Annotated in this window: 21 protein-coding genes and 2 riboswitches; of the genes, 12 read left to right on the top strand and 9 right to left on the bottom strand. The window is 39.1% G+C overall.

Going from position 1 to position 25,078, the window contains the following annotated elements; genetic code table 11:
* The first annotated feature begins 25 nt into the window (after nucleotides 1-25).
* The 6 genes from asnB (at nucleotide 26) to E1I69_RS08510 (ending at nucleotide 7,455) form a co-directional block, all read left to right on the top strand.
* Complete coding sequence (asnB, locus tag E1I69_RS08535; RefSeq protein ID WP_136379189.1) at nucleotides 26-1,876, top strand: asparagine synthase (glutamine-hydrolyzing); 1,851 nt, start codon at nucleotides 26-28, stop codon at nucleotides 1,874-1,876.
* 60 nt (nucleotides 1,877-1,936) lie between these two features.
* Nucleotides 1,937-3,241 carry an ammonium transporter gene (locus E1I69_RS08530; RefSeq protein WP_136379188.1) on the top strand — a complete coding sequence of 435 codons (1,305 nt, stop codon included), beginning with the start codon at nucleotides 1,937-1,939 and terminating at the stop codon, nucleotides 3,239-3,241.
* A 95-nt stretch (nucleotides 3,242-3,336) separates the two neighbouring features.
* Nucleotides 3,337-4,329 carry a DUF294 nucleotidyltransferase-like domain-containing protein gene (locus E1I69_RS08525; RefSeq protein WP_136379187.1) on the top strand — a complete coding sequence of 331 codons (993 nt, stop codon included), beginning with the start codon at nucleotides 3,337-3,339 and terminating at the stop codon, nucleotides 4,327-4,329.
* Entirely contained in the window at nucleotides 4,319-5,047 is a 729-nt protein-coding gene (locus tag E1I69_RS08520; RefSeq protein WP_136379186.1) for an exonuclease domain-containing protein, read from the top strand. Before E1I69_RS08525 ends, E1I69_RS08520 begins: the two co-directional genes overlap by 11 nt.
* Before the next feature lie 156 nt (nucleotides 5,048-5,203).
* Nucleotides 5,204-6,241, top strand: coding sequence for an ROK family transcriptional regulator (locus E1I69_RS08515; protein ID WP_136379185.1), 1,038 nt, complete (start codon nucleotides 5,204-5,206; stop codon nucleotides 6,239-6,241).
* A gap of 2 nt (nucleotides 6,242-6,243) precedes the next feature.
* Complete coding sequence (locus E1I69_RS08510; RefSeq protein WP_136379184.1) at nucleotides 6,244-7,455, top strand: MFS transporter; 1,212 nt, start codon at nucleotides 6,244-6,246, stop codon at nucleotides 7,453-7,455.
* 119 nt (nucleotides 7,456-7,574) lie between these two features.
* Here E1I69_RS08510 and E1I69_RS08505 read toward each other — a convergent pair whose 3' ends face one another.
* Together E1I69_RS08505 and E1I69_RS08500 are read right to left on the bottom strand one after the other, a co-directional pair.
* A complete protein-coding gene (locus E1I69_RS08505; protein WP_136379183.1) occupies nucleotides 7,575-7,997 on the bottom strand; it encodes a PIN domain-containing protein in 423 nt (140 codons plus the stop codon).
* Nucleotides 7,998-8,008: 11 nt separating this feature from the next.
* The gene (locus tag E1I69_RS08500; protein WP_136379182.1) at nucleotides 8,009-8,314 is read right to left on the bottom strand and encodes an AbrB/MazE/SpoVT family DNA-binding domain-containing protein; all 306 of its coding nucleotides are present in this window, start codon (nucleotides 8,312-8,314) and stop codon (nucleotides 8,009-8,011) included.
* Nucleotides 8,315-8,803: 489 nt separating this feature from the next.
* On the opposite strand from E1I69_RS08500, the gene E1I69_RS08495 reads away from it, so the two are divergent.
* The 4 genes from E1I69_RS08495 to E1I69_RS08480 are packed head-to-tail and all read left to right on the top strand — an operon-like array spanning nucleotide 8,804 to nucleotide 13,872.
* Nucleotides 8,804-10,351 (top strand): NADH dehydrogenase subunit 5, encoded by a 1,548-nt coding sequence (locus tag E1I69_RS08495; protein ID WP_136379181.1) that lies wholly within the window; start codon nucleotides 8,804-8,806, stop codon nucleotides 10,349-10,351.
* Complete coding sequence (locus E1I69_RS08490) at nucleotides 10,332-12,953, top strand: DUF2309 domain-containing protein (protein ID WP_136379180.1); 2,622 nt, start codon at nucleotides 10,332-10,334, stop codon at nucleotides 12,951-12,953. The genes E1I69_RS08495 and E1I69_RS08490 overlap by 20 nt, the downstream gene beginning before the upstream one ends.
* Nucleotides 12,954-12,998: 45 nt before the next feature.
* Nucleotides 12,999-13,364 carry a DUF2294 domain-containing protein gene (locus E1I69_RS08485; protein ID WP_116354021.1) on the top strand — a complete coding sequence of 122 codons (366 nt, stop codon included), beginning with the start codon at nucleotides 12,999-13,001 and terminating at the stop codon, nucleotides 13,362-13,364.
* Nucleotides 13,365-13,377: 13 nt separating this feature from the next.
* A complete protein-coding gene (locus E1I69_RS08480) occupies nucleotides 13,378-13,872 on the top strand; it encodes a carbonic anhydrase (protein ID WP_136379179.1) in 495 nt (164 codons plus the stop codon).
* 153 nt (nucleotides 13,873-14,025) lie between these two features.
* Here E1I69_RS08480 and E1I69_RS08475 read toward each other — a convergent pair whose 3' ends face one another.
* Together E1I69_RS08475 and E1I69_RS08470 are read right to left on the bottom strand one after the other, a co-directional pair.
* A complete protein-coding gene (locus E1I69_RS08475) occupies nucleotides 14,026-15,225 on the bottom strand; it encodes a phosphoglycerate dehydrogenase (protein WP_136379178.1) in 1,200 nt (399 codons plus the stop codon).
* A 140-nt stretch (nucleotides 15,226-15,365) separates the two neighbouring features.
* Nucleotides 15,366-15,443, bottom strand: a riboswitch (ZMP/ZTP riboswitch).
* A gap of 82 nt (nucleotides 15,444-15,525) precedes the next feature.
* A complete protein-coding gene (locus tag E1I69_RS08470) occupies nucleotides 15,526-16,632 on the bottom strand; it encodes a GerAB/ArcD/ProY family transporter (protein WP_136379177.1) in 1,107 nt (368 codons plus the stop codon).
* 140 nt (nucleotides 16,633-16,772) lie between these two features.
* Between E1I69_RS08470 and E1I69_RS08465 the strand changes: the two genes are divergently transcribed.
* Nucleotides 16,773-18,428, top strand: a complete 1,656-nt coding sequence (locus E1I69_RS08465; protein WP_136379176.1) for a spore germination protein — start codon at nucleotides 16,773-16,775, stop codon at nucleotides 18,426-18,428.
* 41 nt (nucleotides 18,429-18,469) lie between these two features.
* Nucleotides 18,470-19,663, top strand: a complete 1,194-nt coding sequence (locus E1I69_RS08460; protein WP_136379175.1) for a Ger(x)C family spore germination protein — start codon at nucleotides 18,470-18,472, stop codon at nucleotides 19,661-19,663.
* 225 nt (nucleotides 19,664-19,888) lie between these two features.
* On the opposite strand, the gene E1I69_RS08455 is transcribed toward E1I69_RS08460, so the two are convergent.
* The 5 genes from E1I69_RS08455 to E1I69_RS08435 form a co-directional block, all read right to left on the bottom strand.
* Nucleotides 19,889-21,094, bottom strand: a complete 1,206-nt coding sequence (locus E1I69_RS08455) for a M20 family metallopeptidase (protein ID WP_136379174.1) — start codon at nucleotides 21,092-21,094, stop codon at nucleotides 19,889-19,891.
* Nucleotides 21,095-21,154: 60 nt separating this feature from the next.
* The gene (locus tag E1I69_RS08450; protein ID WP_136379173.1) at nucleotides 21,155-21,994 is read right to left on the bottom strand and encodes a MetQ/NlpA family ABC transporter substrate-binding protein; all 840 of its coding nucleotides are present in this window, start codon (nucleotides 21,992-21,994) and stop codon (nucleotides 21,155-21,157) included.
* A gap of 18 nt (nucleotides 21,995-22,012) precedes the next feature.
* Nucleotides 22,013-22,663: a methionine ABC transporter permease gene (locus E1I69_RS08445; protein WP_136379172.1), complete on the bottom strand. Its 651-nt coding sequence runs from the start codon at nucleotides 22,661-22,663 to the stop codon at nucleotides 22,013-22,015.
* On the bottom strand, nucleotides 22,653-23,684 hold the full coding sequence (locus tag E1I69_RS08440) for a methionine ABC transporter ATP-binding protein (protein ID WP_136379171.1): 1,032 nt from the start codon (nucleotides 23,682-23,684) through the stop codon (nucleotides 22,653-22,655). The genes E1I69_RS08445 and E1I69_RS08440 overlap by 11 nt, the downstream gene beginning before the upstream one ends.
* Nucleotides 23,685-23,836: 152 nt before the next feature.
* Nucleotides 23,837-23,935, bottom strand: a riboswitch (SAM riboswitch).
* 191 nt (nucleotides 23,936-24,126) lie between these two features.
* Nucleotides 24,127-24,849 (bottom strand): MOSC domain-containing protein, encoded by a 723-nt coding sequence (locus tag E1I69_RS08435; protein WP_136379170.1) that lies wholly within the window; start codon nucleotides 24,847-24,849, stop codon nucleotides 24,127-24,129.
* Nucleotides 24,850-25,078 lie beyond the last annotated feature (229 nt).

The following is a 25,078-nucleotide window of genomic DNA, read 5'->3' as shown; positions in this document are numbered from 1 at the left end:
ATCATAAAAGGAAGAGTGATGTTACGTGTGCGGAATAGCAGGATGGGTAGATTGGCATCGTGATTTAACACAACATGTATCTGTCATTGAAAAAATGACAGACACCTTATCTAAGCGAGGTCCAGATGCTTTAAATGTCTGGAGTTCACAGCAAGTGTCACTTGGACATTCACGTCTTACCGTTGTCGATCCGATTGGTGGTACTCAGCCAATGGTAAAGGAAAAAAACGGGCGTACTTTTAGGATGATCTATAATGGAGAGCTTTATAATACCGAAGATATTCGGAAGGAGTTATTGAAAAGAGGGTACTCTTTTCAATCATACTCCGATACGGAAGTACTTCTCACAGCATATATCGAATGGGAAGAAACGTGTGTCGAGCATTTAAACGGCATTTTTGCCTTTGCTATTTGGGATCAAGGCAAAGAACAGCTATTTATCGCAAGAGATCGACTAGGTGTGAAACCTCTTTTTTACCATCAAGAAAATGGATCTCTACTATTTGGGTCAGAGATTAAGGCTATACTGGCACACCCAAAGGTAAAGGCTGAGGTGGATCGAGAAGGACTTAAGGAAATATTCGGCCTGGGTCCATCTCGAACTCCTGGTCATGGTGTATTTCGAGGTATTCATGAACTTCGCCCAGCACATGCCTTGATATTTAATAACAATGGTCTTAAACAATGGCGTTATTGGAATGTAGAAAGCAGGGAACATTCCCAATCCCTTGCTGAAACCGTAGAACAAGTTTCGTTTCTTGTAAAGGACGCTATCAAACGCCAGTTAGTTGCTGATGTACCTGTTTGTACCTTTTTATCAGGTGGAGTTGATTCGAGTGCGATTAGTGCAATTGCTGCTGACTATTTTATAAAGGAAGGGCGGGGGCAACTACACACGTATTCAATTGATTATGAACAAAATAATCATTATTTTAAAGCCAGTTCTTTTCAGCCAGATGAGGATGCACCTTGGATTACGAAAATGGAGCAATATTTAAAAACAAAACATCATGAAGCTGTTATTGATCATGAGAAATTAGTAGATTACTTGGATAAGGCCGTATTGATGCGAGATTTACCTGGAATGGCTGATATTGATTCATCACTATTATGGTTTTGTGAACACATAAAGCAGGATTACACCGTTGCTTTATCAGGAGAATGTGCGGATGAAATTTTTGGTGGCTATCCATGGTTCTATCGAGACGATATTTTACATGCAAACGGATTTCCTTGGATGAGATCACAGGAGGAAAGGCAGCAGCTCTTGCTCCCACAATGGCAAGAGAAACTCGATTTAAAAGAATATGTAAGGGAGCGATATAACGAAACAATTGCTGAAGTCCCTCAATTAGAAGGGGAAGCTCCAGTTGAAGCACGCCGACGGGAAATGTTCTATCTAAATATGAATTGGTTTATGCCAACATTATTGGAACGAAAAGACCGGATGAGTATGGGCGCCAGCTTAGAAGTACGCGTTCCATTTGCCGACCACCGCCTTGTTGAATATGCATGGAACATCCCTTGGGAGATGAAAATGCTGAATGGCCGCGAGAAAGGAATTTTACGAAAGGCATTAGAGGGCATTCTTCCACATGATGTTCTATATCGCAAAAAGAGCCCTTATCCGAAAACCCATCATCCCGTTTATATGAAACTAGTAAAGACTAAGTTACAAAACATCATTGACGATCCCACTTCACCCATATTAGAAATCATCTCAAAACAAAAAGTTAAAGATATCATCGAATCAGATGGTTTTTCTTTCAAAGTTCCTTGGTTTGGTCAGCTTATGACAGGTCCTCAACTTATCGCTCATCTCTCTCAGATTAACACCTGGCTTGAACAATATCATATTAACATTGTAGACAACTAAACGTGTTCCAGGGGCTTGTCCCCTGTTACATATAGAAAAGAAAAAAGGGAGGAACAAAAAATGGATCATTTGTTTTATTTGAACAGTGTATGGATTATGCTAGGAGCAATTTTAGTGATATTCATGCAAGGTGGATTCATATTACTAGAAACAGGATCAACTCGAATGAAAAATGCGGGTCATATTGCGGGAAAAACTATTTTTTCGTTTGGAATTGCATCACTTGTCTTTTGGGCAGTCGGATACGGATTTATATTTGGGGGAAATGCAAACTTTCTTGTTGGCATGTCAGACTTCTTCTATTCGGGTAGTGAGGTAGAAGGAAGCCCCTATTCAACCACAGCTTTCTTTGTATTCCAGCTTGCGTTTGCAGGAATCTCTTTAGCCATTGCCTTTGGTGGTTTTGCGGAAAGAGCAAAGCTTTCTGTATATCTTGTATTTGCAATTCTTTTTTCAGCACTTGTATACCCAGTAATCGCTCATTGGATTTGGGGCGGCGGTTGGCTAGCACAGCACGGAAAACAAGACTTCGCTGGATCTACAGTTGTCCATTTAACGGGAGCAATGGCAGCTTTAGCAGCTACCATTCTATTAAAGCCGAGAATTGGAAAATACAACTCTGATGGAACAGCCAATAATATAAGCGGACATAATCAGGTTTTTACAGCTTTAGGTGTTCTCATTTTATTTATTGGTTGGTTTGGATTCAATGCAGGCAGTACGTTAGGAGTAGAGGATGGTTTCTTTGCCTTTGTCGCTTTAAATACAGCACTAGCTGCTGCAGCCGGAGCAATCAGTGCTTTACTTATCTCATGGGTTGTCTTAGGTAAGTCTGATATCCCAACCATGTTGAATGGAACTTTAGCAGGACTTGTCGCTATTACAGCATCTTGTGCATTCGTAGAAACATGGGCGTCGGTAGTCATTGGATTTGTAGCGGGAATTATGGTTTTCTATAGTGCTAGATTTTTTGAAAAACGAAAGATTGATGATCCGATTTTTGCCTTATCTGTTCATGGAATCGCGGGTGTATGGGGTACTTTATCAACAGGTTTCTTTGCCACACCAGAATTGGCAACTGTAGGTCAAGCGGGATTATTTTATGGTGGAGGTTTTGAGCAGTTAGGCGTTCAAGCGATGGGAATTGCTGTTTCAGCAGCCTATGCATTTGGTGTATCTTATGTCCTCATACTGGTCATGAAAAAAGGTTTGAATGGGCTCAGGGTAACAGAAGAACAAGAGGTAATTGGACTAGACTTGAGTGAACATGGTAGTTATGGCTATCCTGAAGCATTTCCCAATATGGAGATGAAAAAAACAGTCGTAATACCCAATGTTTTATCCTCTCAGCCAATAAAGGAGTAACCGATTTTCAAATAGGTGGGGGTTCATCTCCCACCTGATTTTTTGAGATTATGTTGTATCAACATTTTGGGAAGCGGTAAAGGATGTGTAAGGACATGGATGGGTTCCTTGAGCCATATCAATCGATAAAAAATTGGCATGATGTCAATGTGATAACACATCAAATAAGTACAGAACAGTTGCAAGTTTTTCATGAGTTTGTTTTAAAAACGGTTTTTGAAATCACATCAGAGGAAATGATGAAAAATTACGGACCCCCACCCTGTGAATTTTCCTGGTTTGTGATGGGAAGTGCAGGAAGATGTGAACAGGCTGTGATTAGTGATCAGGACCATGGCATCCTCTATGAGGAGGAAAGTGTGTCTGCAGCTTCGTATTTTTCTATTTTTGGAAAAAGTCTTGTGTCTGCCCTGGATTATATTGGCTATCCTCAATGCGAAGGAAATGTGATGAGCTCTAATCCATTATGGTGCCAATCGAAGAGAAACTGGGAAATTCAAATCAAAAAGTGGATCAAAGATAATACCTGGGAATCGTTAAGATACTTATTAATTTTCTTTGATGCAAGAGTGGTTGTAGGAGACGAGAAGAAGGTACGGTCATTAAAGAAAATCATCCATCAAACAATTGACAAGCAACCCGCTGTTTTGGTGAGATTATTAGAGAACACAAAACACACAGTAAAAGGCATTGGTTTGTTTAATCAATTTTTGACTGTCGTGTCTGGTCCATATACCGGCCAAATGGATTTGAAAACGACCGCTATTTTTCCTTATGTGAATGGTATTCGTTTGCTATCAATAATCGAAAAAATTGAAACAACATCAACGTTAGCTCGTATGGAAGCTCTTTGTATGTGTGATAAGTACACAAAGATAATCAATACACATCATTCTAACTTTAAAAAACTCATGCAATACCGGTTGTTACATGGAGATACAACAAGTTATGAAGGTGGACATTATCTCAATATCAAAAGGCTAAAGAGGGTAGAAAAGCTTGAGATGAAGCAGATATTGAGAGATGTTGAAAAACTTCAAAGGGTGACAGAGTTGATGGTACAAGGGGAAATGAACAATGAAAAATAACCCTTTGTTACAATTAATTAAACAGTTTCATGGTAAGCTTTCCTCCAATATTTATACACCATTGATTGGCAAAACCGATCCAAAGCATCTCGCTTTTTTAAGAAGTTTAGAAAGAGAATTAGAGATAGAAAAAAGCTTATATATTCCCTTACATGAATTAAATGTTGTTGTATTTGACTTTGAAACAACAGGCTTTTTCCCTGAACAAGGCGACCAAATTCTTTCCATCGGTGCAGTAAAAATAGAAAACGGTCAAATGAATGATAGTAAAATATTTTATTCACTTGTTCACAATAACGGAGGCCTTTCACCGGATATTAAGAAATTAACAGGATTAGAAGAAGCAGATTTAAAAGGAGCACCAGTCTTGTCTGAAGTCCTTATCCGATTTTATCAATTTGTTCAAAGTGATACCCTTGTTGCCCACCATGCTAGTCATGAAAAGAAGTTTCTGCATCACGCCCATTGGAAAGCATTCAAAAAACCATATAAACATCGAATAGTGGATACATCATTGGTATTCAATATTGTTGTCCCAGATCAAACGATTGTGAGTCTTGATGATTATTGCGCAATTTCAGGAATAGAGATTCGAAATCGACATCATGCCCTAGGTGATGCGATTATGACTGCTGAGCTATGGCAGCTTTATATTCACCAACTTCATAAGGAAGGCTGTTATACTTTACAGGACGTGTATGAACGATTAGCAAGATGATAAGACCCAGGGAGTTTTATCCTTGTCCTTGGGTTGCTTCCGCATATTTAGTTTGATATATTGTCATTATTATAGAACTTCTTAAAGATGTTTAAAAAGTCTTGCAGTATACTTATTAAACATTTTTAAAAAGTGTATGAGAAGAGGGAATTCTTGATGGATACCAGTCCAAAAACGATGAAGAAGGCCATTCTCTTTGGTATTCGTAAAACTCTTTTAGAACTAGGAAGTGCAACAAAGGTTGAACTAAGGGATAAGTTAGACATTAGTTTTCCAACAATAAGTAAGTTTCTAGTGCAGATGGAGAAGGATGGCGAAATTACTTCGGTAGGTTTCGATGAATCGAGTGGTGGGAGAAGAGCCAAAAGATATTCATACAACCCAGAGCATATGCTTGGACTTGCTATTTTCTTGGAGAATACAGAGACCATTTATACCATTTTTAATTGTGTTGGAGAAGTGCGGGAACAAGGAAAAGCTCCCAGTGTCCTAGTCGACAAGGGGCTGGATTTATTAACGACAACCATTAGTACCATCATGACGGAGAATCCAAAAATCAGTTCAGTAGCTATTGGTGTCCCTGGTTCCGTTGATAATGGTCGGATTTTTTATATACCAGATTATGAGCATCTTCAAAACTTTGATCTAAAAGAATACTTGGAAGATCGTTTCTCTATACCTGTTGTAGTCGAGAACGATATGAATGCGGCAGTGCTTGGTTACTACCAAAAAATAGGGAATAAGAAAAACAAGTCGCTAGTCTATTTGTATAGCGGTCATAATGGTCCTGGTGCTGGAATTATGATAAATGGAGAGGTGGTACGGGGAAGTACCTTTTTCTCAGGAGAGGTTTCATTCGTCCCACAGTATGATAATCAAAATTTTGGGCAGGCGCAAAAAATGGAAAATGGACCTAAGAAGTCACTTATAAAAGATGGCCAGATTGATGCATTTAGTAGATTAATAGCATCCTTTGTAGCAATCATCAATCCACATACCATTATTTTTTGTATAGATGAAATCGAAATTGACATCTTAGACAAAATAGCAAAGGGTAGTTCAACATATATTCCTTCAGAACATCTTCCGAAGCTGACAATTAGCGATTGGAAACAGGATTATTTGTCTGGATTACAAGGTCTTGGAATTGACCATATGATGAATGAATCACATATTCGTAAAGACGAGGTATAAAAATGACATTACTCCTTTTAATCATTATTTATTTAGCTTTTATCAGCCTAGGGTTGCCAGATTCATTGTTAGGTGCAGCATGGCCTGTTATGCAACCGGATTTGGGTGCCCCACTTGAGACAGCTGGGCTCCTTTTTATGACGATTGCAGGCGGTACCATTATCTCCAGTTTGATTAGCGGAAAGGTTCTTAAAAGGTACGGGACTGGAAAAGTCACTTTTGTCAGCGTCTTAATGACTGCATGTGCTTTGCTAGGCTTCCATTTTGCTCCTTCAGTTGGTTGGTTAGTTGTATGTGCGATCCCACTTGGGTTAGGAGCAGGAGCGGTTGATGCAGGTTTAAACGATTATGTGGCTATCCATTATAAGGCACATCATATGAGTTGGTTACATTGTTTTTGGGGAGTTGGAGCTACATTAGGTCCGATCATTATGGCTCAGTTTATCGCAGAAGGGAATTTTTGGAGAAATGGGTATTTTGTCATTTCTAGCATTCAGTTTGCGTTAGTGCTCCTCCTTCTATTTACACTGCCTTTATGGAAAAAAGTAAACAATAACAGCCATATTGCTTTTAACGAAAATCAGGAACCTACGAAAGATGCATCTAATGATGGAGTGCATCATGATGTAAAACCTTTGCAAATTAAAGGAGTGAAGCTGGCACTTGCTTCTTTCTTATTCTATTGTGGGGTTGAAGCAACAGTGGGGCTTTGGGGAAGCAGTTTCTTGGTAAATGTAAAAGATTTAAGTCCAGCAACAGCTGCAAAATGGGTTTCTTTTTATTACGTAGGAATCACAGTGGGAAGATTAATCACAGGCTTTGTTACCTTTAAAATGACAAACCGTACCCTGATTCGAGCGGGTCAAATCATTGCTTTTGCAGGTGCCGTTATATTATTTTTACCATTGCCAACCATATTCTCGCTTGTCGGTTTTATTGTTATAGGACTAGGTTTAGCCCCAATATTTCCGTGTATGTTGCATGAAACGCCTGCGCGATTTGGGAAAAAACATTCTCAGACAATCATGGGTTATCAAATGGCGGTTGCTTATACGGGCACTACCTTCATGCCGCCACTTCTAGGGTTTATTGCATCTCACTCAACAATTGGTATCCTACCAATTTGTGTCGTTCTTTATGTTGCTGCAATGCTACTAAGTTCGGAAAAATTAAATGGCATCCTAAAGCAACAGGTTCTACGAAAGTCACTTTGAGATCTGTCGTACAAAAGTTGTTCCCGATCATGTAGTGGTGGGTAGAAACCGAGCGAAAATAATAAAAATGATTGAAGAATAGCTCAAATTTCTTGCATGTTTATGTAGTGGTTTCCAATTTATACGATATTTTCCGGTATAAAAAATTCACAACCTAGTCGATTAAAGTCCTTTTTATTCCAAGTTACTATTGGGTATTTATTATTAAAAATAGAAATGTTTGATAAATAGGCATCAATAAAATCAACATTATGCTTACTAAAGTCTTGGAGGGATTTGAGGATTGTTTCCTCATCTATCGACTTTATACCAGGGGATAAAATTAACTGAGTAAACTTATCAGCTATGTCAGCTTTTGTATATCCGTAACGATTCATCTGCAATACCCAAGTACATTCAGCCACAATTAAGGGTGATATAACTAGAGTATACTTGCCGTGAACAGCTCTCTCAAAAACTTTATATGATAATGGAGACTGAATTTCGTCATCGTTAGTTAAAAACCTAATAATTACATTTGCATCTAACAGTAAATTGTCCATTGATTATTCCCCTATATATTTTTTTCTTTATTAAAATATTCATTTTTAGCCATTTTTCTTATAGCATCCCAGTCTTTCATACCTTTATCTCCTTTTGGTGGCATACTTCCATATAAAGATAATAATGAATCTTTTTTTATACTACTTACAGTAATTTCCTTAGATTCTTCGTTGTAATAAAATACAACCTGATCGCCCGGTTCTGCATTTAACTTTTCTCTAATTATGGAAGGTACAGTAATTTGATTTTTTGATGATAGAGTAGAATACGATTTCTTACCGCTTATATCCTTCTTTGATTTGTTATATTCTGACATAAAAAATCCCTCCTTTACATTTTATAATACCTTTACTTAATATGTGTGTAAAGCAGAGGGCTGAAAATGAAAGTTAACATCGCGGTGAATGATGGATTTTTTCTTAAGTAAGGTAATTCCTATAAAAGATAAATTCTTAATTTAAAAAAGAAGGAAAGTATAAAACCACTCTTGACATAAATGTTTTGAAAATAGTAAAATATATTACACAAATTAGTACTTGTTTAATTTCTATAAATAAATAGATGGCTTTAGCATAGAGTTAATATTTTTTTATTGATTATATGAAAAAGTGAATCTAATAAAATAGCAAATTAGAGCAAGTTGAACGGTTCATAAATAGTAATAAAGACGGTAGACTGTAAAAAAAACCAATAGGTTCGTTTAAAGTAAACCGACAAGTTTCAGCGCTTAATGGTCGTAGTGCCATTGAACATTGAAATTTGTCGGTTTTTTTGTTTCTAAAAAGTCGCAAGGGGGAGAGGCGAGATGCATTCATTAAATCTTTTTACAGTTCAATCGGGATTTTTTATCTTACTAACACTCTCGTTGCTAAGTGCATTTATTTTTTTACATCCAAAAGTTCCCTTGAATTATGTTCGGACCCACATTACCATCATCGCACTGCCTCCAATAATGGCGATAACGGTCCTTTTATTTGAAAGTGGGAGCGTGATTATTGGACCGTGGCACATGGATTCCCTGTCATGGCTATTGGCAGCATTTGTCCTAACAGTTGGATTGATTGTCCAACGTTTTTCCGTTCGCTATTTACTAGGGGATCGTTCATATCGTAAATATTTTGCATTATTAACACTTACTACAGTTGCTAACTCACTCGCATGGTGTAATGACGATCTTCGTTTATTACTCATTTTATGGGGTGTCACCCTTTTAGGATTGACGCTTCTCATTGGATTAAGAAAAGAATGGCAAGTGGCTAAAAATGCTGCAAGAAGATCGGCTCAGCAATTTGCCATTAGCTGGTTAATCTTAGTCGTTGCAAGTGTTTGGGTTGCTAATATCACAGGGCACTGGCAATTGTCACTTGCCTTAGATGAAGTCAGTATTGACCAACTTGATGCATGGGAGAAGTTCTGTATCAACTTACTTCTCATAATTGCTGTCGTGATTCCGGCTGCACAATGGCCGTTCCAGCGTTGGTTGATCGATTCAGTTGTAGCTCCAACTCCAATTTCTGCTGTCATGCATGCAGGTATTGTGAATGGCGGGGGAATGATTTTATCACGTTTTTCCCCTCTTTTTAATGGCGATCCGGCACAGATTGTGCTGATAATCTTAGCTAGTTTTTCCGTATTGATTGGAACGGGGATGATGTTAGTTCAAGTTGATTACAAACGACAGCTCGTTGGTTCTACAATCGCCCAGATGGCTTTTATGCTTATACAGTGTGCACTAGGGGCTTATTGGGCAGCCATTATTCACGCTGTCTTACATGGGTTATTTAAAGCTACTCTTTTCTTGCAGGCAGGTAGTGCAGTTGATCAAAATCGGTTCGTTTCCCGTACGAATCAACAACCTTCAATTTTATGGAGCGTTACCGGAGGCGGATTAGGCTTGTTTGTTGGAGCTTGTTTTTTGTTGACCTCTCAAGGGGGGGCGTATCAGTTTTTAAGTGCTGTCATTATTGGATGGTCCGTGTTCTACGCTTGGAAGCAGCTTGTAGGCTCAGGCTACGGACGGATCGGGCGTGTTGTTGGCTTTTCTTTAATTCTAGTAATAGGTATAGTGTTTGTCCTCATCCATTCTGCGCTTGTTCATCTGTTGGATGAAATGATTCAAACTGGGGGAGAGCTGCCAATGTTTGTGGCTATTTTACTTCTTTTTCTCTTATTGGCTGGAAGTGTATTAGGTACATGGGCAGTTCGTCACCGCTCATCAAAAGTATATGCCTTTATCTATCTTTGGCTTGTAAAATGGAGCGAACCTCGGCGTGAGTCGATTGATAGTCATCCGAAATATTTAACTAAGCTACATGTTAAGGGGAGAATGCATGATGAATACCACATTAGCTAAAAATCTTTACTTGGAAAAAGAACTCGATGCCTTTCATCTTGAATTGGATGATGTAGTGGAAGCAGCAAGTAAAGTAATTTCACCACTGGGACCCATTCAAACGTTTGCGGCTCGCAGTCCTTGGGCAGGATTAGAACAACAATCATTTGAACAAGTTGCTCACCGTCTTAAAAATGTGTGTAATGTAAATATTTATCCAAGTGACACCGTGTTTCAGGAGGCATGGAATCGAGGAGAGATTAACCTTGATTTTTTAAAACAAGGGCTAGCAAAATGGCTTGATACACAGTCTTTAGGGATGTCACTAGAGGAGGCTGAACAATACTGTAAAGCCATTCTCCTAGACCATGCCTCTTCTTATAAATTAGAGGATACTGAATTAAATCGATTGGTAAAAAAAGTAAATCAATTGAAACTTCAAATTAGGCAAAATCAGGATGTCCTTACTTATAGTCAATACCTGGAACGATTAGGGGACGGGAAGGTTGTTAACGAACTTAACCACCATATCATTAAGTGGTGTAAATTATATGTAGACGAGTCACAAGGTGTTTGGTCTATGCCAAATCGTGAGGAAGGCTTTTATAAAGCGTGGCGAAAACTTGTTACATTGGATCCGGCGCTTAACACCGCAATTCGCAAGCAGTTAGATGAATTGCCTAATGATGCAGATATTGCATTAGCGGAAGTTTTGAATAGTCTAGGGATCCCTTATGCAGATATACAAGAGTATCTAGAAGCCCATCTGCTTGCATTGCCTGGTTGGGCAGGTATGATGCTATGGCGTTCTCAGCAATCTGATAAGGATGCGAAACTACTAATTGACTATTTAGCCGTCCGAATTTCTATGGAGTGGGTATTCATCCAACCATATTTGCCATTAAAAGAGCAAAAGATTGAGAATAGAGCACGGTTAGAATCATTGATTTCAACATGTGTTCGTTATAGCAATCTATCTGTTCAAGAGTGGAGCAATTTGCCTTTACCAGAATTAAAAGCACGCTTAGCGCTGGGGTTTCACTTTGATCAAATGAATCGTCAGCGTCTTTGGTTGGAAGCATGGGAAAAAACCTATGAGCACCAAATAAAGAACATGGTGACAGCAAAAGCGAAGCAATCCGAAAGTCATGAAGATCAGATAATGGCACAATTCGCTTTTTGTATTGATGTCCGATCGGAGCCTTTTCGTCGTAAACTAGAAGCACTTGGTCCTTTTCAGACATTTGGCACTGCTGGATTTTTTGGATTACCGATTGAAACGAAGAAACTTTGCAGTACCCATAGTCATCCATCCTTACCGGTTATGAACAAACCAAAATTTAAAGTAATGGAAACTCTTCCTAAGTTAGAATTAAACCAATATGAACAACGTATGCATGCGGGGCATTCCCTTGAATCTACATTTAAGACGATGAAGCACAACTTGATTTCAAGCCTTGTGTTACCTGAGATAAGCGGACCATGGTTTGGTTTGCAAACGGTGGTTCGGAGTTTTATCCCAAGGAGTACGGATTCTGCGATTCGGAAAGCTCGTAAAAAGTGGCTACGTAAGCCTTCAACTAAACTCTTGCTAGACTATGTGCACGATTCTAAATCAGAGCTGCCAGTCGGATTTTCAGAAGAAGAGAAAGTACATTATGTTGAACAGTCCTTAAGGACGATGGGGCTTACCGAGAGTTTTGCTCCTTTAGTCGCCATTTGCGGTCATGGAAGCCGTAGCGTGAATAATCCATACGCATCAGCACTAGACTGCGGAGCATGTGGAGGAGCGTCAGGTGAATTTAATGCCAGGGTGCTTGCGACTTTATGTAATCTTCCAAGTGTAAGAAAGAGTCTTGCGACGAGAGGGATTATCATTCCGAATGATACCGTTTTTGCAGCTTGTGAACATATTACATCAACTGATGAACTTCATTGGGTGTATGTTCCTGAACTTTCAGATTCGGCAAAAGAATCATTCGAACAAATCAAAAGCGTACTTCCGAGGGTTAGTTATGAGGCTAATGCTGAGCGAATGCAGCAACTGCCAAATATCAGCTCAAAGTATAAAAATCCAAGTGCAGAAGCAAAGCGTTTTGCAGAGGATTGGAGTGAAGTGCGCCCTGAGTGGGGACTTGCACGTAATGCAGCGTTTATTATCGGGGAACGTGAGCTTACAAAGGAGTGTAATTTGGGTGGAGAGGTTTTTCTCCATAACTATTCTTGGAAAAAGGATCAAAATGGTGAGTTGCTTGCAAGTATTATTACAGGTCCAGCAACTGTTAGTCAGTGGATTAACTTGCAATACTACGCTTCCACAGTTGCTCCCCATTATTATGGTAGCGGGAATAAAGCGACCCAAACAGTCACTTCTGGAATTGGTGTTATGCAGGGAAACGGAAGTGACCTACTAACTGGTCTTCCTTGGCAGTCAGTGATGAAATCAGATAATGAGAATTATCACAGACCCATACGTTTATTAGTAGTCATTCAAGCTCCGAAAGAATATGTGGAAAGGCTGCTTAAGGATGATTCTGCTTTTCGTCAAAAGGTTCAAAACGGATGGATTCGTCTTGCATCCATTGATCCAGATGGATACTGGAAGAGTTGGCCTCATAACTAAATCAGTAGTAGATGAATTTTACTATGAAAGAAGGAACGTATCATGTTGGAGAAGTCAAAAGGAGCAATTGAAGCTGAAATTAGTAAAGAATTAACACATTGGGAAAAAAGTTATCTCGGACGCGGCTCGGTTTCGGTTAAATCAGATATTTTACGGGATATGATTATCGTTGTTTTGCGTGGTATCTTAACTCCTGCTGAATATTCCCTTTGTGAGGATCAACGAGGTCTCCTAGCTGTTAAACAAAATCGTAATAGCTTGGTAGAGTCAGGTGTTGAAGAATTAAAAAACATCATTTATACAATCACTGGACAGGAAGTGATTAGTTTTTACACGGATATTAGTACACGTACTGGAGAGCGGGTTATTGTCTTTAAACTTTCAACTGACTTGGAAAGCCAATTAAATTAATGGGGTGAATGCAATGAATTCAGACGAAAGAACGAAAGTGTTATTTTTAACTGAAGCAGAATACCAACCAGAATGTTTCTCCAACTATGTGAACCATATCAACAACCCAGAGGATATGATCATCTTGAATAGCAATGGTCGGGAAGTGTTACATCCTTTTGGCGAAATCATGAGGAATATCATCATTACGGTTTACCAAGAAAAGATTAAAGAAGTTTATATTGTTGGGGACAAGGGGATTGATACATCGCGCTTGGACCGATGTACCTGTCCCTCTGTCCCTCAGGATAAACTTGAAACCCTCGAGTATCTTTTCAAGAATTGTAAGCCGGAATTCCTTGGTATGAATTTGCAAGAGTGGCTGGAGGGAAACAAGTCAGCAACAGATTTTGTGCAAAAAAATGCCGGTACAATCCGGAAACATCCACTTGTGCCTGATGATGTAATTGTTCGCGGATTATTTATTAACACGGGTACTGAAGAGATGGTTGAAGAGATGGTATTTTAGAGATAAGAAAGAGGTCCGTGACTGGATGAAATTAGGGGATGCCGAACCTGTTATGGTGAGAAAGAGGTATGTGTCTGGAATAAATTAGGGGAAACTGAACCAGCAAAGGAAACAAAAAAAGCAAGGGGGGACACCCCTTGCTTCCTTTTTATCTTAAATCACTCGTGCTGAAATAATTCCGGTAATTTGCTTGATTTTTTCTAGTAAACTAGGAACGATATCTCCATTTACTTTATTGTCAATGTCGATCATTGTATATGCGTATTCTCCGCGGCTTCTGTTTACCATGTCGGCTATGTTTAGTTCATAGTTTGAGATAGCTGATGTGATTTGACCAACCATGTTAGGCACATTTTTATGGAAAGCCGTTACGCGTGTTTTCCCTGTATAAGGGAGAGACGCGTTTGGAAAGTTTACAGAGTTTTTAATATTACCTGTCTCCAAAAATTCCTTAGTCTGACGAGCTGCCATAATTGCACAATTTTCCTCAGACTCATTTGTTGAAGCTCCAAGATGCGGTGTACAAATGGTATTTTTCATTTTTAAAACATTTTCATTAGGGAAATCTGTCATATACTTCCCAACGATTCCATCTTCAAGTGCAACTGCCATATCGATTTCGTTCACAAGCTCTCCACGTGAGAAATTGATAATGTGAACACCTGGCTTCATGATGCTGAATGTTTCTTTATTAAACATTCCTTTTGTATCGTTGGTTAATGGAACGTGTACGGTAATATAATCAGACTCTGCAAACAACTGTTCAAGTGACATTGCACGCTGAACATTACGTGATAAGTTCCAAGCTGTATCAACAGAGATGAATGGATCGAATCCGATTACGTCCATATCTAGATCAAGCGCATCGTTTGCAACTAGCGCACCAATTGCACCTAAACCAATCACACCTAAAGTTTTCCCTTTAATTTCTTTTCCGACAAATTGTTTTTTCCCTTTTTCAACAAGTGCTGGTATTTGATCGCCTTTATCTTCTAATGTTTTTGTCCATGAAATACCTGCAAAGAGGTTACGGGATGTAGCCATTAAAGCGGTTAACACCATTTCTTTTACAGCGTTAGCGTTGGCACCTGGTGTATTAAATACAACAATGCCTTTCTCCGTGCATTTTTGGATGGGAATATTGTTTACACCAACGCCTGCGCGTGCAATTGCTTTAACATTACCGCCAAGCTCGAGGTCATGCATATTGAAACTGCGAACAACAATCGCATCAGGGTTTTCACTTTGATCATCGATTGTAAATGGACCTTTCTCGAATACCTTTAGTCCGCTTTCTGCAATATTATTTAACGTTTTAATCGTTTTTACCTGGTTTTTAAGAAGTGTGCTCATCTCGTCTACCTCTTTCCTGAACATAGATTTTAAGTATAGAAAACTTTTAATATACAAATTAATGAGGTCTGGATCTGTTTAGGGTTGGTAAAAATTACAATATCCCATGGATAACAGAAAGAGGCAAGGGGACTTTCCCTTACCTCTGCCCAGGCGAACGGCTCCGACACCATATGCTCCCTCGCGGTTTTCCGCGTGCGCCAGTCACATATAGCCTTTTTGATTTGTTAGTATGATACCAAGTTTTTTGATATATTTCAAGTTTTAATTAATTTTAATTTTGGGACGATGAACCTGTCCCTATGTCCCATATTTAGCTTTGTTTTTCTTGAATTTCTGACGGATAGCACTTACGGTGCATAACAGCAACGGGATATAAGCTGCGAAGATGGGATACACATATTTCAACACGATATCACTTTGCGCCATGTGGGTCGTGTAGCTATCGGCAAAGAACATCGACGTGAACATCACAATCAGGCTAAATGGAATAATAAGACGATTTTTAGATATTTTAAAAATTGCTGCAGCCCCGATGACGGCCGCATACATAAAAACCACAATTTTAAAAAAGTCATTGAGGATTAGCCCAATCATAAAGAGAGCGTCAAGTCTTTGAATAAAATCGCCTACGTTAATTTTCTTTACCATCACGAGTAAAGGGGCAATCGATTCATTTCGTATATCTCCCCCAAGGACAGAAATAATCAGTAAATGGGTGAATACTATTACAAATCCCCCCGTAAGGACCCCTACCAGCCCCACTTTTAATGGTGATTTTGATGGCTGTAAATATGCGAAAATCATGGTAAAACAAATCATTTCTCCGAATGGTGCCATCCATGCATCCGTAAGTGCTCCTTGGATGATCTTCCCCCAACCAGGTTCAAGAACGGGGAACAAGTTTTCCACGTTTACGATATCTGAAAAAATAACAAAAATAACCATTAAGACCACGGTAAGAACGATATATGGAAAGAATATTTCACTCGTTCTGGCAATAACCTCTATTCCTAAAAACAATCCAAACGTGATAGGGAGTAAAATCATTGCTCCAATTGCCCAAGTTGGGGTTTCATTTAAAAATAATGGCATAAGCTCCATTGCATCCCTCACATCACGTGCAGCGCCATACAAAAAATAAAGAACATATAAAACTCCTATTATTGTTCCAATTAACTTCCCGAGAATTTTTCGACAATAGTCTGTAAGTAGTAAGTTGGGATACTGTATATTTAAATAATGATACATAGCGAGCAGTGGTATCCCTCCGACCATTCCAATGATAATAGAAATCCAGGCAGCCTTTTCTCCATTTGCTCCGACTGGAAAAATCATCGTCGTTCCTAAAATAAATATATATATTAAAGAAAACAATTGATAGGAGGAAATCTTTGCATTTTCCATTTCTCTTCAAACTTTCCTCTCTAATTAGGTTCTTTTCTATTTTTAGCTGAATATGAAAAATTATCCATTAATCATTATAAGTGGATAAGCTACCAACATCTGTGAAAATATATACCTAAAAAGACGGAAGGAGGCTGGAGTTGAAAACGAGAAAACCTAAAACATTAAAGGATGTACTTAATGAAAAACAAACTAAAAAGCTTGAAGCACACCAACAGGCTCAGTCTGAAAAGTCAAGTAATAGTCAAGACTTTGAACAACAACAAAATGAGTCTGAACGATCTGATCAAACTACTCTTTCTGCCGACCTTACCTACAATTTGAAGTATGTAAAGAAAGCGTTAGGAAATAGCTCGGATATTGTGACGAGAGAATTTCAAGCTCGTAGAAATGAAAAATTTAAATTTGGGATTATTTACACAGATGGATTAACTGATTCTGCATCTGTTCAGGAATTTATCCTTGAAACGTTAATGGTTTCGATTCGAAATGCTCAATTAGACGAAAAAGACTTATCTTCAGACAACTTGTTAGAAGTCATCAAAACAGAATCCCTACCAGTAGGGGAAATAAAAGAAATAAGTGAATTCAAAACGCTTTTTCTTCATTTGTTGTCAGGGGATACCATTATTTTAATGAATGGTTTTCAAAAGGGATATGCACTCGGGTTTCGAAAATGGGTAGATCGCGGTGTACAGGAGCCTTCTTCACAGACTGTTGTAAGAGGACCGAAAGAAGGATTTTCGGAAAACTTAAGGACAAATACTGCTTTAATAAGACGTAAAATAAAAGACCCCAACCTTTGGCTAGAGACCAAACAAATTGGAAAGCGAACCCAAACGGATGTATCGATTATGTACTTAAAAGGGGTTGTGAATGACAAAATCGTAAAAGAAGTAAAGGAACGGCTCAATCGTATAAACATTGATGCCATTCTAGAAAGTGGGTATATTGAAGAACTCATTCAGGATGAAACATATACCCCATTTCCAACTGTATATAATACAGAACGGCCAGACGTAGTAGCAGCAGGGATTTTGGAAGGTAGGGTTGCCATTGTGGTTGACGGTACCCCATTTGTTCTTCTCGTTCCCGCCCTGTTTGTTCACTTTTTCCAAGCAAGTGAAGATTACTATCAGCGGGTAGATATATCCATATTAATTCGTCTACTCAGGTATTTTGCGTTTTTTCTAGCCTTGCTAACACCATCAGTCTATATAGCTGTAACAACCTTTCATCAAGAAATGCTTCCAACTGGCTTGCTCATCAGTCTAGCGGCACAGCGTGAAGGTGTTCCTTTTCCTGCCATTGTCGAAGCGATGATGATGGAAATCACTTTTGAAATTTTACGTGAGGCTGGTGTAAGAATGCCAAGAGCTGTGGGTTCGGCTATATCAATTGTTGGTGCTTTAGTTATCGGACAAGCGGCTGTTGAAGCAGGGGTCGTGTCTGCCACAATGGTTATTGTTGTTTCATTAACGGCCATCAGTAGCTTTGTTGCTCCTACCTTCAATATGGCGATATCGATTCGGATTCTGCGTTTCTTTTTTATGATTCTTGCAGCTACGTTTGGATTATTTGGCATTATCATTGGACTCATTATCATGGTTCTCCATCTTAATAGTTTACGTTCTTTTGGAATTCCATATTTGTCACCATCTGCACCCTTTATTTTACAGGATCAAAAAGACAATTTAATACGGCTGCCACACTGGGCTTTAATCACTAGGCCTCGATTATTAAATCAAAAAGACATAGTTAGGGACGATACACCGTCACCCAAACCAGGTAATTAAGAAAGTGTAGTCATTCATTTTTACGTTAAGAGGGATTTTACATGAAACGAATGATCATTGTATTCATTCAAATTGTTTTATCGATGATGATTTTAGTTGGATGTTGGAGTAAAAAAGAGTTGAATGAACTAGCAATCATTGTAGGCCTAGGAATTGATAAAACAGAGGAAGGTTTTAATGTTACTATCCAAGCGGTGAACCCTAGTGAAATCGCTGGAAAAAACAATTCTGGCCGATCAGAAGTGGTAACGTTTATGCAAAGTGGAGAAACTGTTGTTGATGCGATGAAAAAAATGTCTAAGGATGCACCTAGACGACCTTATGTAGCTCACTTGCGTGAAGTGGTCTTCGGTGAAAAGTTGGCGAAAGAAGGGATTGGAGGGGTCTTAGATTATCTTTCCCGTAACCATGAAATGCGTTCAGATTACTTTATTACGGTCGCTAAGGGATCAACCGCTTATGATGTTTTGAATGTCACCACCGCTCTTGAAAAAGTGCCAGCAAATAAACTGTTTGGTGCTTTGGAGAATTCTGAGAAAACATATACGCCGGTGAAAACGGTGAGATTAGACGAATTAATTAATAGTGTCGTGAGTAAAGGGCAAGAACCTGTTTTAATGGGGGTTTATGTGTATGGTGATCCAAAGTCTGGAAGCAATGTTACAAACGCTCAAAATGCCTCACCAAGTACAGGCTTAAGAATTGATTCTGTTGGGGTATTTAAGAAAGATAAATTATTGGGCTGGTTAAATGAGGAAGAAAGCATTGGCTTTAACTATATCACCGATAATATCAAAAGCACAGTGGAATCGATACATTGTGAGGATGGAAAATTAACCATAAATACCATTCGTTCCAAAACAAAAGTAACCGGAAAAGTAGAAGATGGCGAACCGAAAATCAATGTTCAAGTTTTTTCTGAAGGAAACGTCGGAGAAGCAGCCTGCAAGATTGAACTAACCAACCCCAAAAATATTAAAGAATTGGAGAAAAAATACGAAGCAGAGATTACTAATCATATTAAAGTGTCTATAACGAACGTTCAGGAGAAGTTTCAAAGCGATATTTTTGGATTTGGTGAAGTGATTCACAGATCAGATCTCAAGTCGTGGAGAAAACTTCAACCAAACTGGGATCAGGAATTTGAAAACATGGAAGTTACCATTGAAGTAAATACAAAAATCCGTCGTTTAGGAACGATTACGGAGTCCATTCAGTCAAGAATTGGAGAATAAACGCCCTGCATCGAAGGGCGTTTTGTATGTCACTTATTTATTCCTTTTCATATGGAAAGGTTCATTGAGTTTCCAAATCGAATTGAATTTTTCCGTCCTTAAAGGATTGCAAATCCATTTTCATTGTAGGTCTTGGTGATTCTGTCAAACAACCGTTTTATAAACTTCCCTGTCTCTTTTACCACATAAAAAATCTCCTCAAGAAAAATTCTTGAGGAGATTATCTTACTTCAATTCTTCTGCTGCTTTTCTTTGTTTGAACTCGCCTTTAATGTCTTCAAGCAATTGTGGTTCAGTAATCAGGCGTAACGCGGTGAGGCCAAGTGCTTTCGCGCCAGTGATTAAAGCTTGGTCGCCTTGTTCAGATGCTGCTGCTTCTCTAAATGGGACAGTATGTGGAACAAGGTCATCAGATCCAATTTTTATATATGGATGAATAGTTGGCACGACTTGGCTGATGTTGCCGGCATCTGTGGAACCAATTCCTTCTCTTTCGTCCGCAACGTTTTCTCCCAACTCTTCAATGATTTCTTTAAATACGGCGTTAAACGCATCGTTTAACAACAAGTTATCGACTTCATTCTGAAAAGCAATGACATTGAGCTTTGCACCTGTAGCAAGAGCTGCGCCTTCAGCAATTGCTTTTACTCGTTGGGTAACTTCATTTAGCCCCGATCTTGTAGCCGCACGGATAAAGAATCGAGCCTTCGCATAATCAGGAACGATATTTGGTGCATCACCGCCATGTGTGATGATGCCGTGAATGCGGACATCGTCTGTGACATGCTGGCGAAGAGCATTGATACCGTTGAATAGCTGAATGACAGCATCTAGGGCGTTAATTCCTTTATGAGGAGCAGCAGCTGCGTGAGCTGATTTTCCGATGAATTCAAAATCAAGCGGGTCCACAGCTAGTGAAGGAGAGGTAAGACTTGTTTTTCCTTGAGGGTGGATCATCATTGCTGCATCGATTCCTTCAACTAATCCATGTTTAACAAAGCTTCCTTTTGCACTTCCGTTAGGACCACCTTCTTCAGCAGGCGTTCCAAAAACGACTGCCTCGCCGCCAGTTTCCGCAAGTACCTTACTTAATCCAACCGCCGCAGCGACACTCAATGTTCCAATGATATTATGGCCGCAAGCATGACCTAAACCAGGAAGGGCGTCATATTCAGCTAAAAAGGCAATGGATGGACCCGTCTTTTCTGATTTGAAACGGGCAACAAAGGCTGTTTCGTGACCAGCTACACCTTTTTCAACAGAAAATCCTTCATCTTCAAGAATCGTTGTTAATTGTTCAGAAGCGAAAAATTCCTCATTACCAATCTCCGGGTTTTCATGGATTTTGTGACTAGTTTCAATGTAGCGTTCTTTATTCGTATCAATATTTGCTGTGATTGCTTCTGTTAAATGAGTGATAACTTGGGTCATGATTATTTCCTCCTTTATTATGTAAAAGAGGGAAACTAAGTTTCCCTCCTGATTTGGTAATTACCAGCCAATATTCTCAAGTGGAACAAAGGTTGGGATTAGAGTACCGCCATGTTCTTTGTTAATAAAATCAGCTGTATCTTCCTCTTGGAATAGTTCAGCAATTCGATTTAAGGTTTCGTCGTCTTTATCTTCCTTGTTTACTGCAATAATGTTGAGATAGTCAATCGCTGTTTCACTTTCATGGAAAATAGAGTCTTCAATTGGATTTAATCCAGCATCTCTTGCAAATCCGTTATTGATAATACCTGCATCTACATCTGGCAGAGCTCTTGGGATTTGGGCAGGAGCAGTAGGGATTAATTCTAGATTTTTTGGATTTTCCACGATTGCTTCTTCGATTGAGCCAAGACCGTCATAATCATCGACTAGTTTAAGTAGCCCAGCTTCTTGAAGTAATAAAAGGGCTCTTCCTTGGTTAGATACATCATTTGGTAAGGCAATTTTCGCACCGTCTTTGATCTCTTTTACATCCTTTAACTCGTCTGAGTAAATTGCCATTGGAGCAAGATAGGTAGTTGCAATTGGCACAAGATCTAGATTATGTTCTTCAATAAATTGGTCAAAGTAAGCAACTGTTTGGAATGAGTTCGCGTCTATTTCGTTATCCGCAAGTGCAGTGTTTGGTAGAACATAGTCACTAAATGAGACAAGTTCAATTTCGATACCTTCTTTAGCTGCTTTTTCAGCTACATAATCCCATGTACGTGTGTCTGTACCGGTGATGCCGATTTTTACTTTTTTTGTTTCTGACTCTTTACCGCTAGCACTGTTGTTAGAGCAGGCAGCTGTAAAGATAACTAATGTAAGTAAAAGAATGGGTAATAAGATTTTTTTCATGATACGTTTCCTCCTAGATTATCTTCTTCGTATTTTTTTCGATAAGATGTTGCCGAACGATTGTAGACCTTGAACCATCACAATCAGAATGACAACGGTAATGATCATTGTTGTAGTATCAAAGCGTTGGTACCCGTAGGTAATAGCCAGGTCCCCGATTCCTCCACCACCGACAGTACCAGCCATGGCAGATGCACCAATCAGTCCGATTGTCGCAATTGTAAAGTTTACGACTAATGAACTGAGTGCTTCGGGAAGTAGGAATCGAAAAATAGTTTGGACGGGAGTAGCTCCCATCGCATTAGCTGCTTCAAGTACACCCTCGTCCACTTCAAGCAATGAGCTTTCTACTAGTCTGGCAATATATGGTCCGGCGTAAAATACGAGCGGAACAATTGCAGCAGCTGTTCCAATTGATGTTCCAACGATCAACCGGGTAACCGGAATGATTGCTACCAATAAAATAATGAATGGAATGGAACGGAATATATTAATGATTGCATTGACAACGGTAAAAACCGGCTGGTTCTCAAGTATCTGACCTTTTCGGGTAACAAAAAGAAGAATGCCGAGTGGCAGCCCAAGAATAATCGAAAAGATAAAGGAGAAGGCAACCATTTGTATCGTTTCAATTAGCGCTTCGATGATTTGTTCCGTATTAACTAGCATGGGATGTCACTTCCTTGAAGCTTATTTGTTGTGATTGCATATATGTTAAAGCGCGTTTTACCTCTGCGTCTGGCCCCTGAATTTCCACAATCAAATTACCGAATGGGATACCTTGAAGCTCTGTGATACTACCGAACAGTACGTTGATATCGATATCAAGCTTCTTGGCAAGTTGTGATAAAAACGGCTTACCAGTTGACTGACCGACAAAGCTTATTCGGAAGATGTTTTGTGATTCTTGATTGTTATTAATCATGTTTAAAATGGACTCAGGAATTTGATCGTGCATAACAGTGCTGACAAAGTTTTGCGCGGTTTGTGTCTTTGGTGCGGAAAAGACATCAAAGACAGTTCCTTCTTCAATCACTTGCCCTGCTTCCATGACAGCTACACGATCACAAATTTCACGAATCACAGACATTTCATGAGTAATCATTAAGATTGTAATGTCGTATTCTTGATTGATCTTTTTCAACAGTTGCAGGATGGAGCTTGTTGTCTGGGGATCCAGCGCAGAGGTAGCTTCATCGCAAAGAAGAATCGATGGTTGTGTTGCTAATGCTCTAGCGATACCAACTCGTTGCTTTTGCCCTCCAGAAAGTTGGTCAGGATAAACATCAGCCTTATCACCTAAGCCGACGAAATCAAGCAGTTCTGTAACACGCTTTTTAATTTGTTCTTTTGGTGTTTTGCTTAAAATAAGTGGCATTGCGACATTCGCGTATACTGTTTTTGAATTTAAAAGGTTAAAGTGCTGGAATACCATCCCAATATTTTTCTTTACTTCGCGAATCTGCTTTTCGGAAAGGGTTGTTAGGTCGTGCCCGTCAACAATAACCTTTCCTGAGGTAGGACGTTCAAGGAAATTCACACAGCGAATTAATGAACTTTTGCCGGCACCACTGAATCCGACCACCCCGTAGATTTCTCCTTTGTTAATTTTTAAATTGACGTTATTTAAAGCGTGCACTTTCTTGCCGCCGCTGTCGTATACCTTAATCAGATCTTGAAACTCTATCATTCTTGTTCCCCTTTCGTTAGTCCTTAAAAAAAGTTCCCTCAACATTTCTGAATAACAAATTATTATTCTTATAATCAGAAAATATTATTTTATGAAAATATAAAAAGCCCTCTTCAGACAGAAGAGGGCAGAAGGTCAATTCCATTATCCTCTTCTTATCTCTCAAGTAACTTGCTGGAATTGGCACGGTACGAATTTTGTCCGCTGCCGAGGTTTCAAAGGGCCAGTCCCTCCACCTCTCTTGATAAGAAGTATTTTTAATATAAATCACACTATACATCCGTAAAATGTAATTGTCAATATATTTGATATCTTTTTGTTATTTTTTAATGTAAAAAAATTTATACCGGAATAACATTGAATTTTCATTAATGAGCAAGATCTATTGACCATGTCTTTCAGATAAAATGGCAAGATTAGCTTTTGAAGAGGGTCACATCCTTCATTTAATCTCTTCTTTATTTGGTCCGTACACACGGCTATCAATTGATTTTGACTCGCCTTTGAGTCGTTTTGTGAGGGTTTCTTTCCAGTTGGCTGCAAGGTGTTCGCATGTGGCTAGTTTTGCAGCCGAGTCTAAATCGTCCTTCTTACTATGCATGATTTCGTTGCAACGGGCGATTGTCCATTCAGGATAAGATCGTTCAATTAATTTGATTGTATCGTGATTTTTTACAATGCCTTCTTTGACAACACGGAAGTACCATCCTGTTCGACCGCTTTTTTGAATACGTAAGGCAAAATCGATTATTTTAAACCGTCGAGCTGGTTTCCAGCACGGTTGACGCGGTTGAGATACTTGTACAAGAGCTTCACCGACCTCATAAATATCTCCAATGCACACATTGGTTTCATCCAGCCCCACTACAGAGAAATTTTCCCCCATTGCACCTGCTTGAATCCGTTCATTATTCAATTCACTTTGCCATTCTTCATAATGATTCGCTGCATAGGCAAGAACTGCCTTTTCGGGTCCTCCGTGATTTTTTAAATCTGCTTGGCCGTCTCCTTCTAATTTTTCCTTGCCAAGCCAAAGCGGTGTGAGAGCAGGCTCTTTAAAAATCCCACTTGTCCATTCTTTGTCCATGTGTTTCTTCGCATTCGGGTCTCCCAATGTTTTGGGTTTACCAATAAATAATTGGTCTATGTAAGGGTGTTTTTCCATATTTCCCATCTCCTTTTGTTTTAGTCTACCATGAATTGGGACACTGAACCTCTCCCTCTGTCCCATTCTCTGAAGCTCGTTTCAATCTTCAAATATTATCCTCAGCGACGGTTTGAGCGCGTCTCAGTTGGTTAGGTGTGATTAGCTTTCTGTGGTAGCGTTTACACTAACTAATTGAATCATATGCATATGACTTTCCGGGAATCCCTTGTTTATGATTTTAAAGATG

Origin of the sequence: Bacillus timonensis, assembly GCF_004799755.1 — a bacterium.
In the GTDB taxonomy this organism is placed as follows: domain Bacteria; phylum Bacillota; class Bacilli; order Bacillales; family Bacillaceae_L; genus Ferdinandcohnia; species Ferdinandcohnia timonensis_A.
Note: the sequence above shows the minus strand (reverse complement) of the source record. Positions and strands in the feature narration are given on the sequence as shown.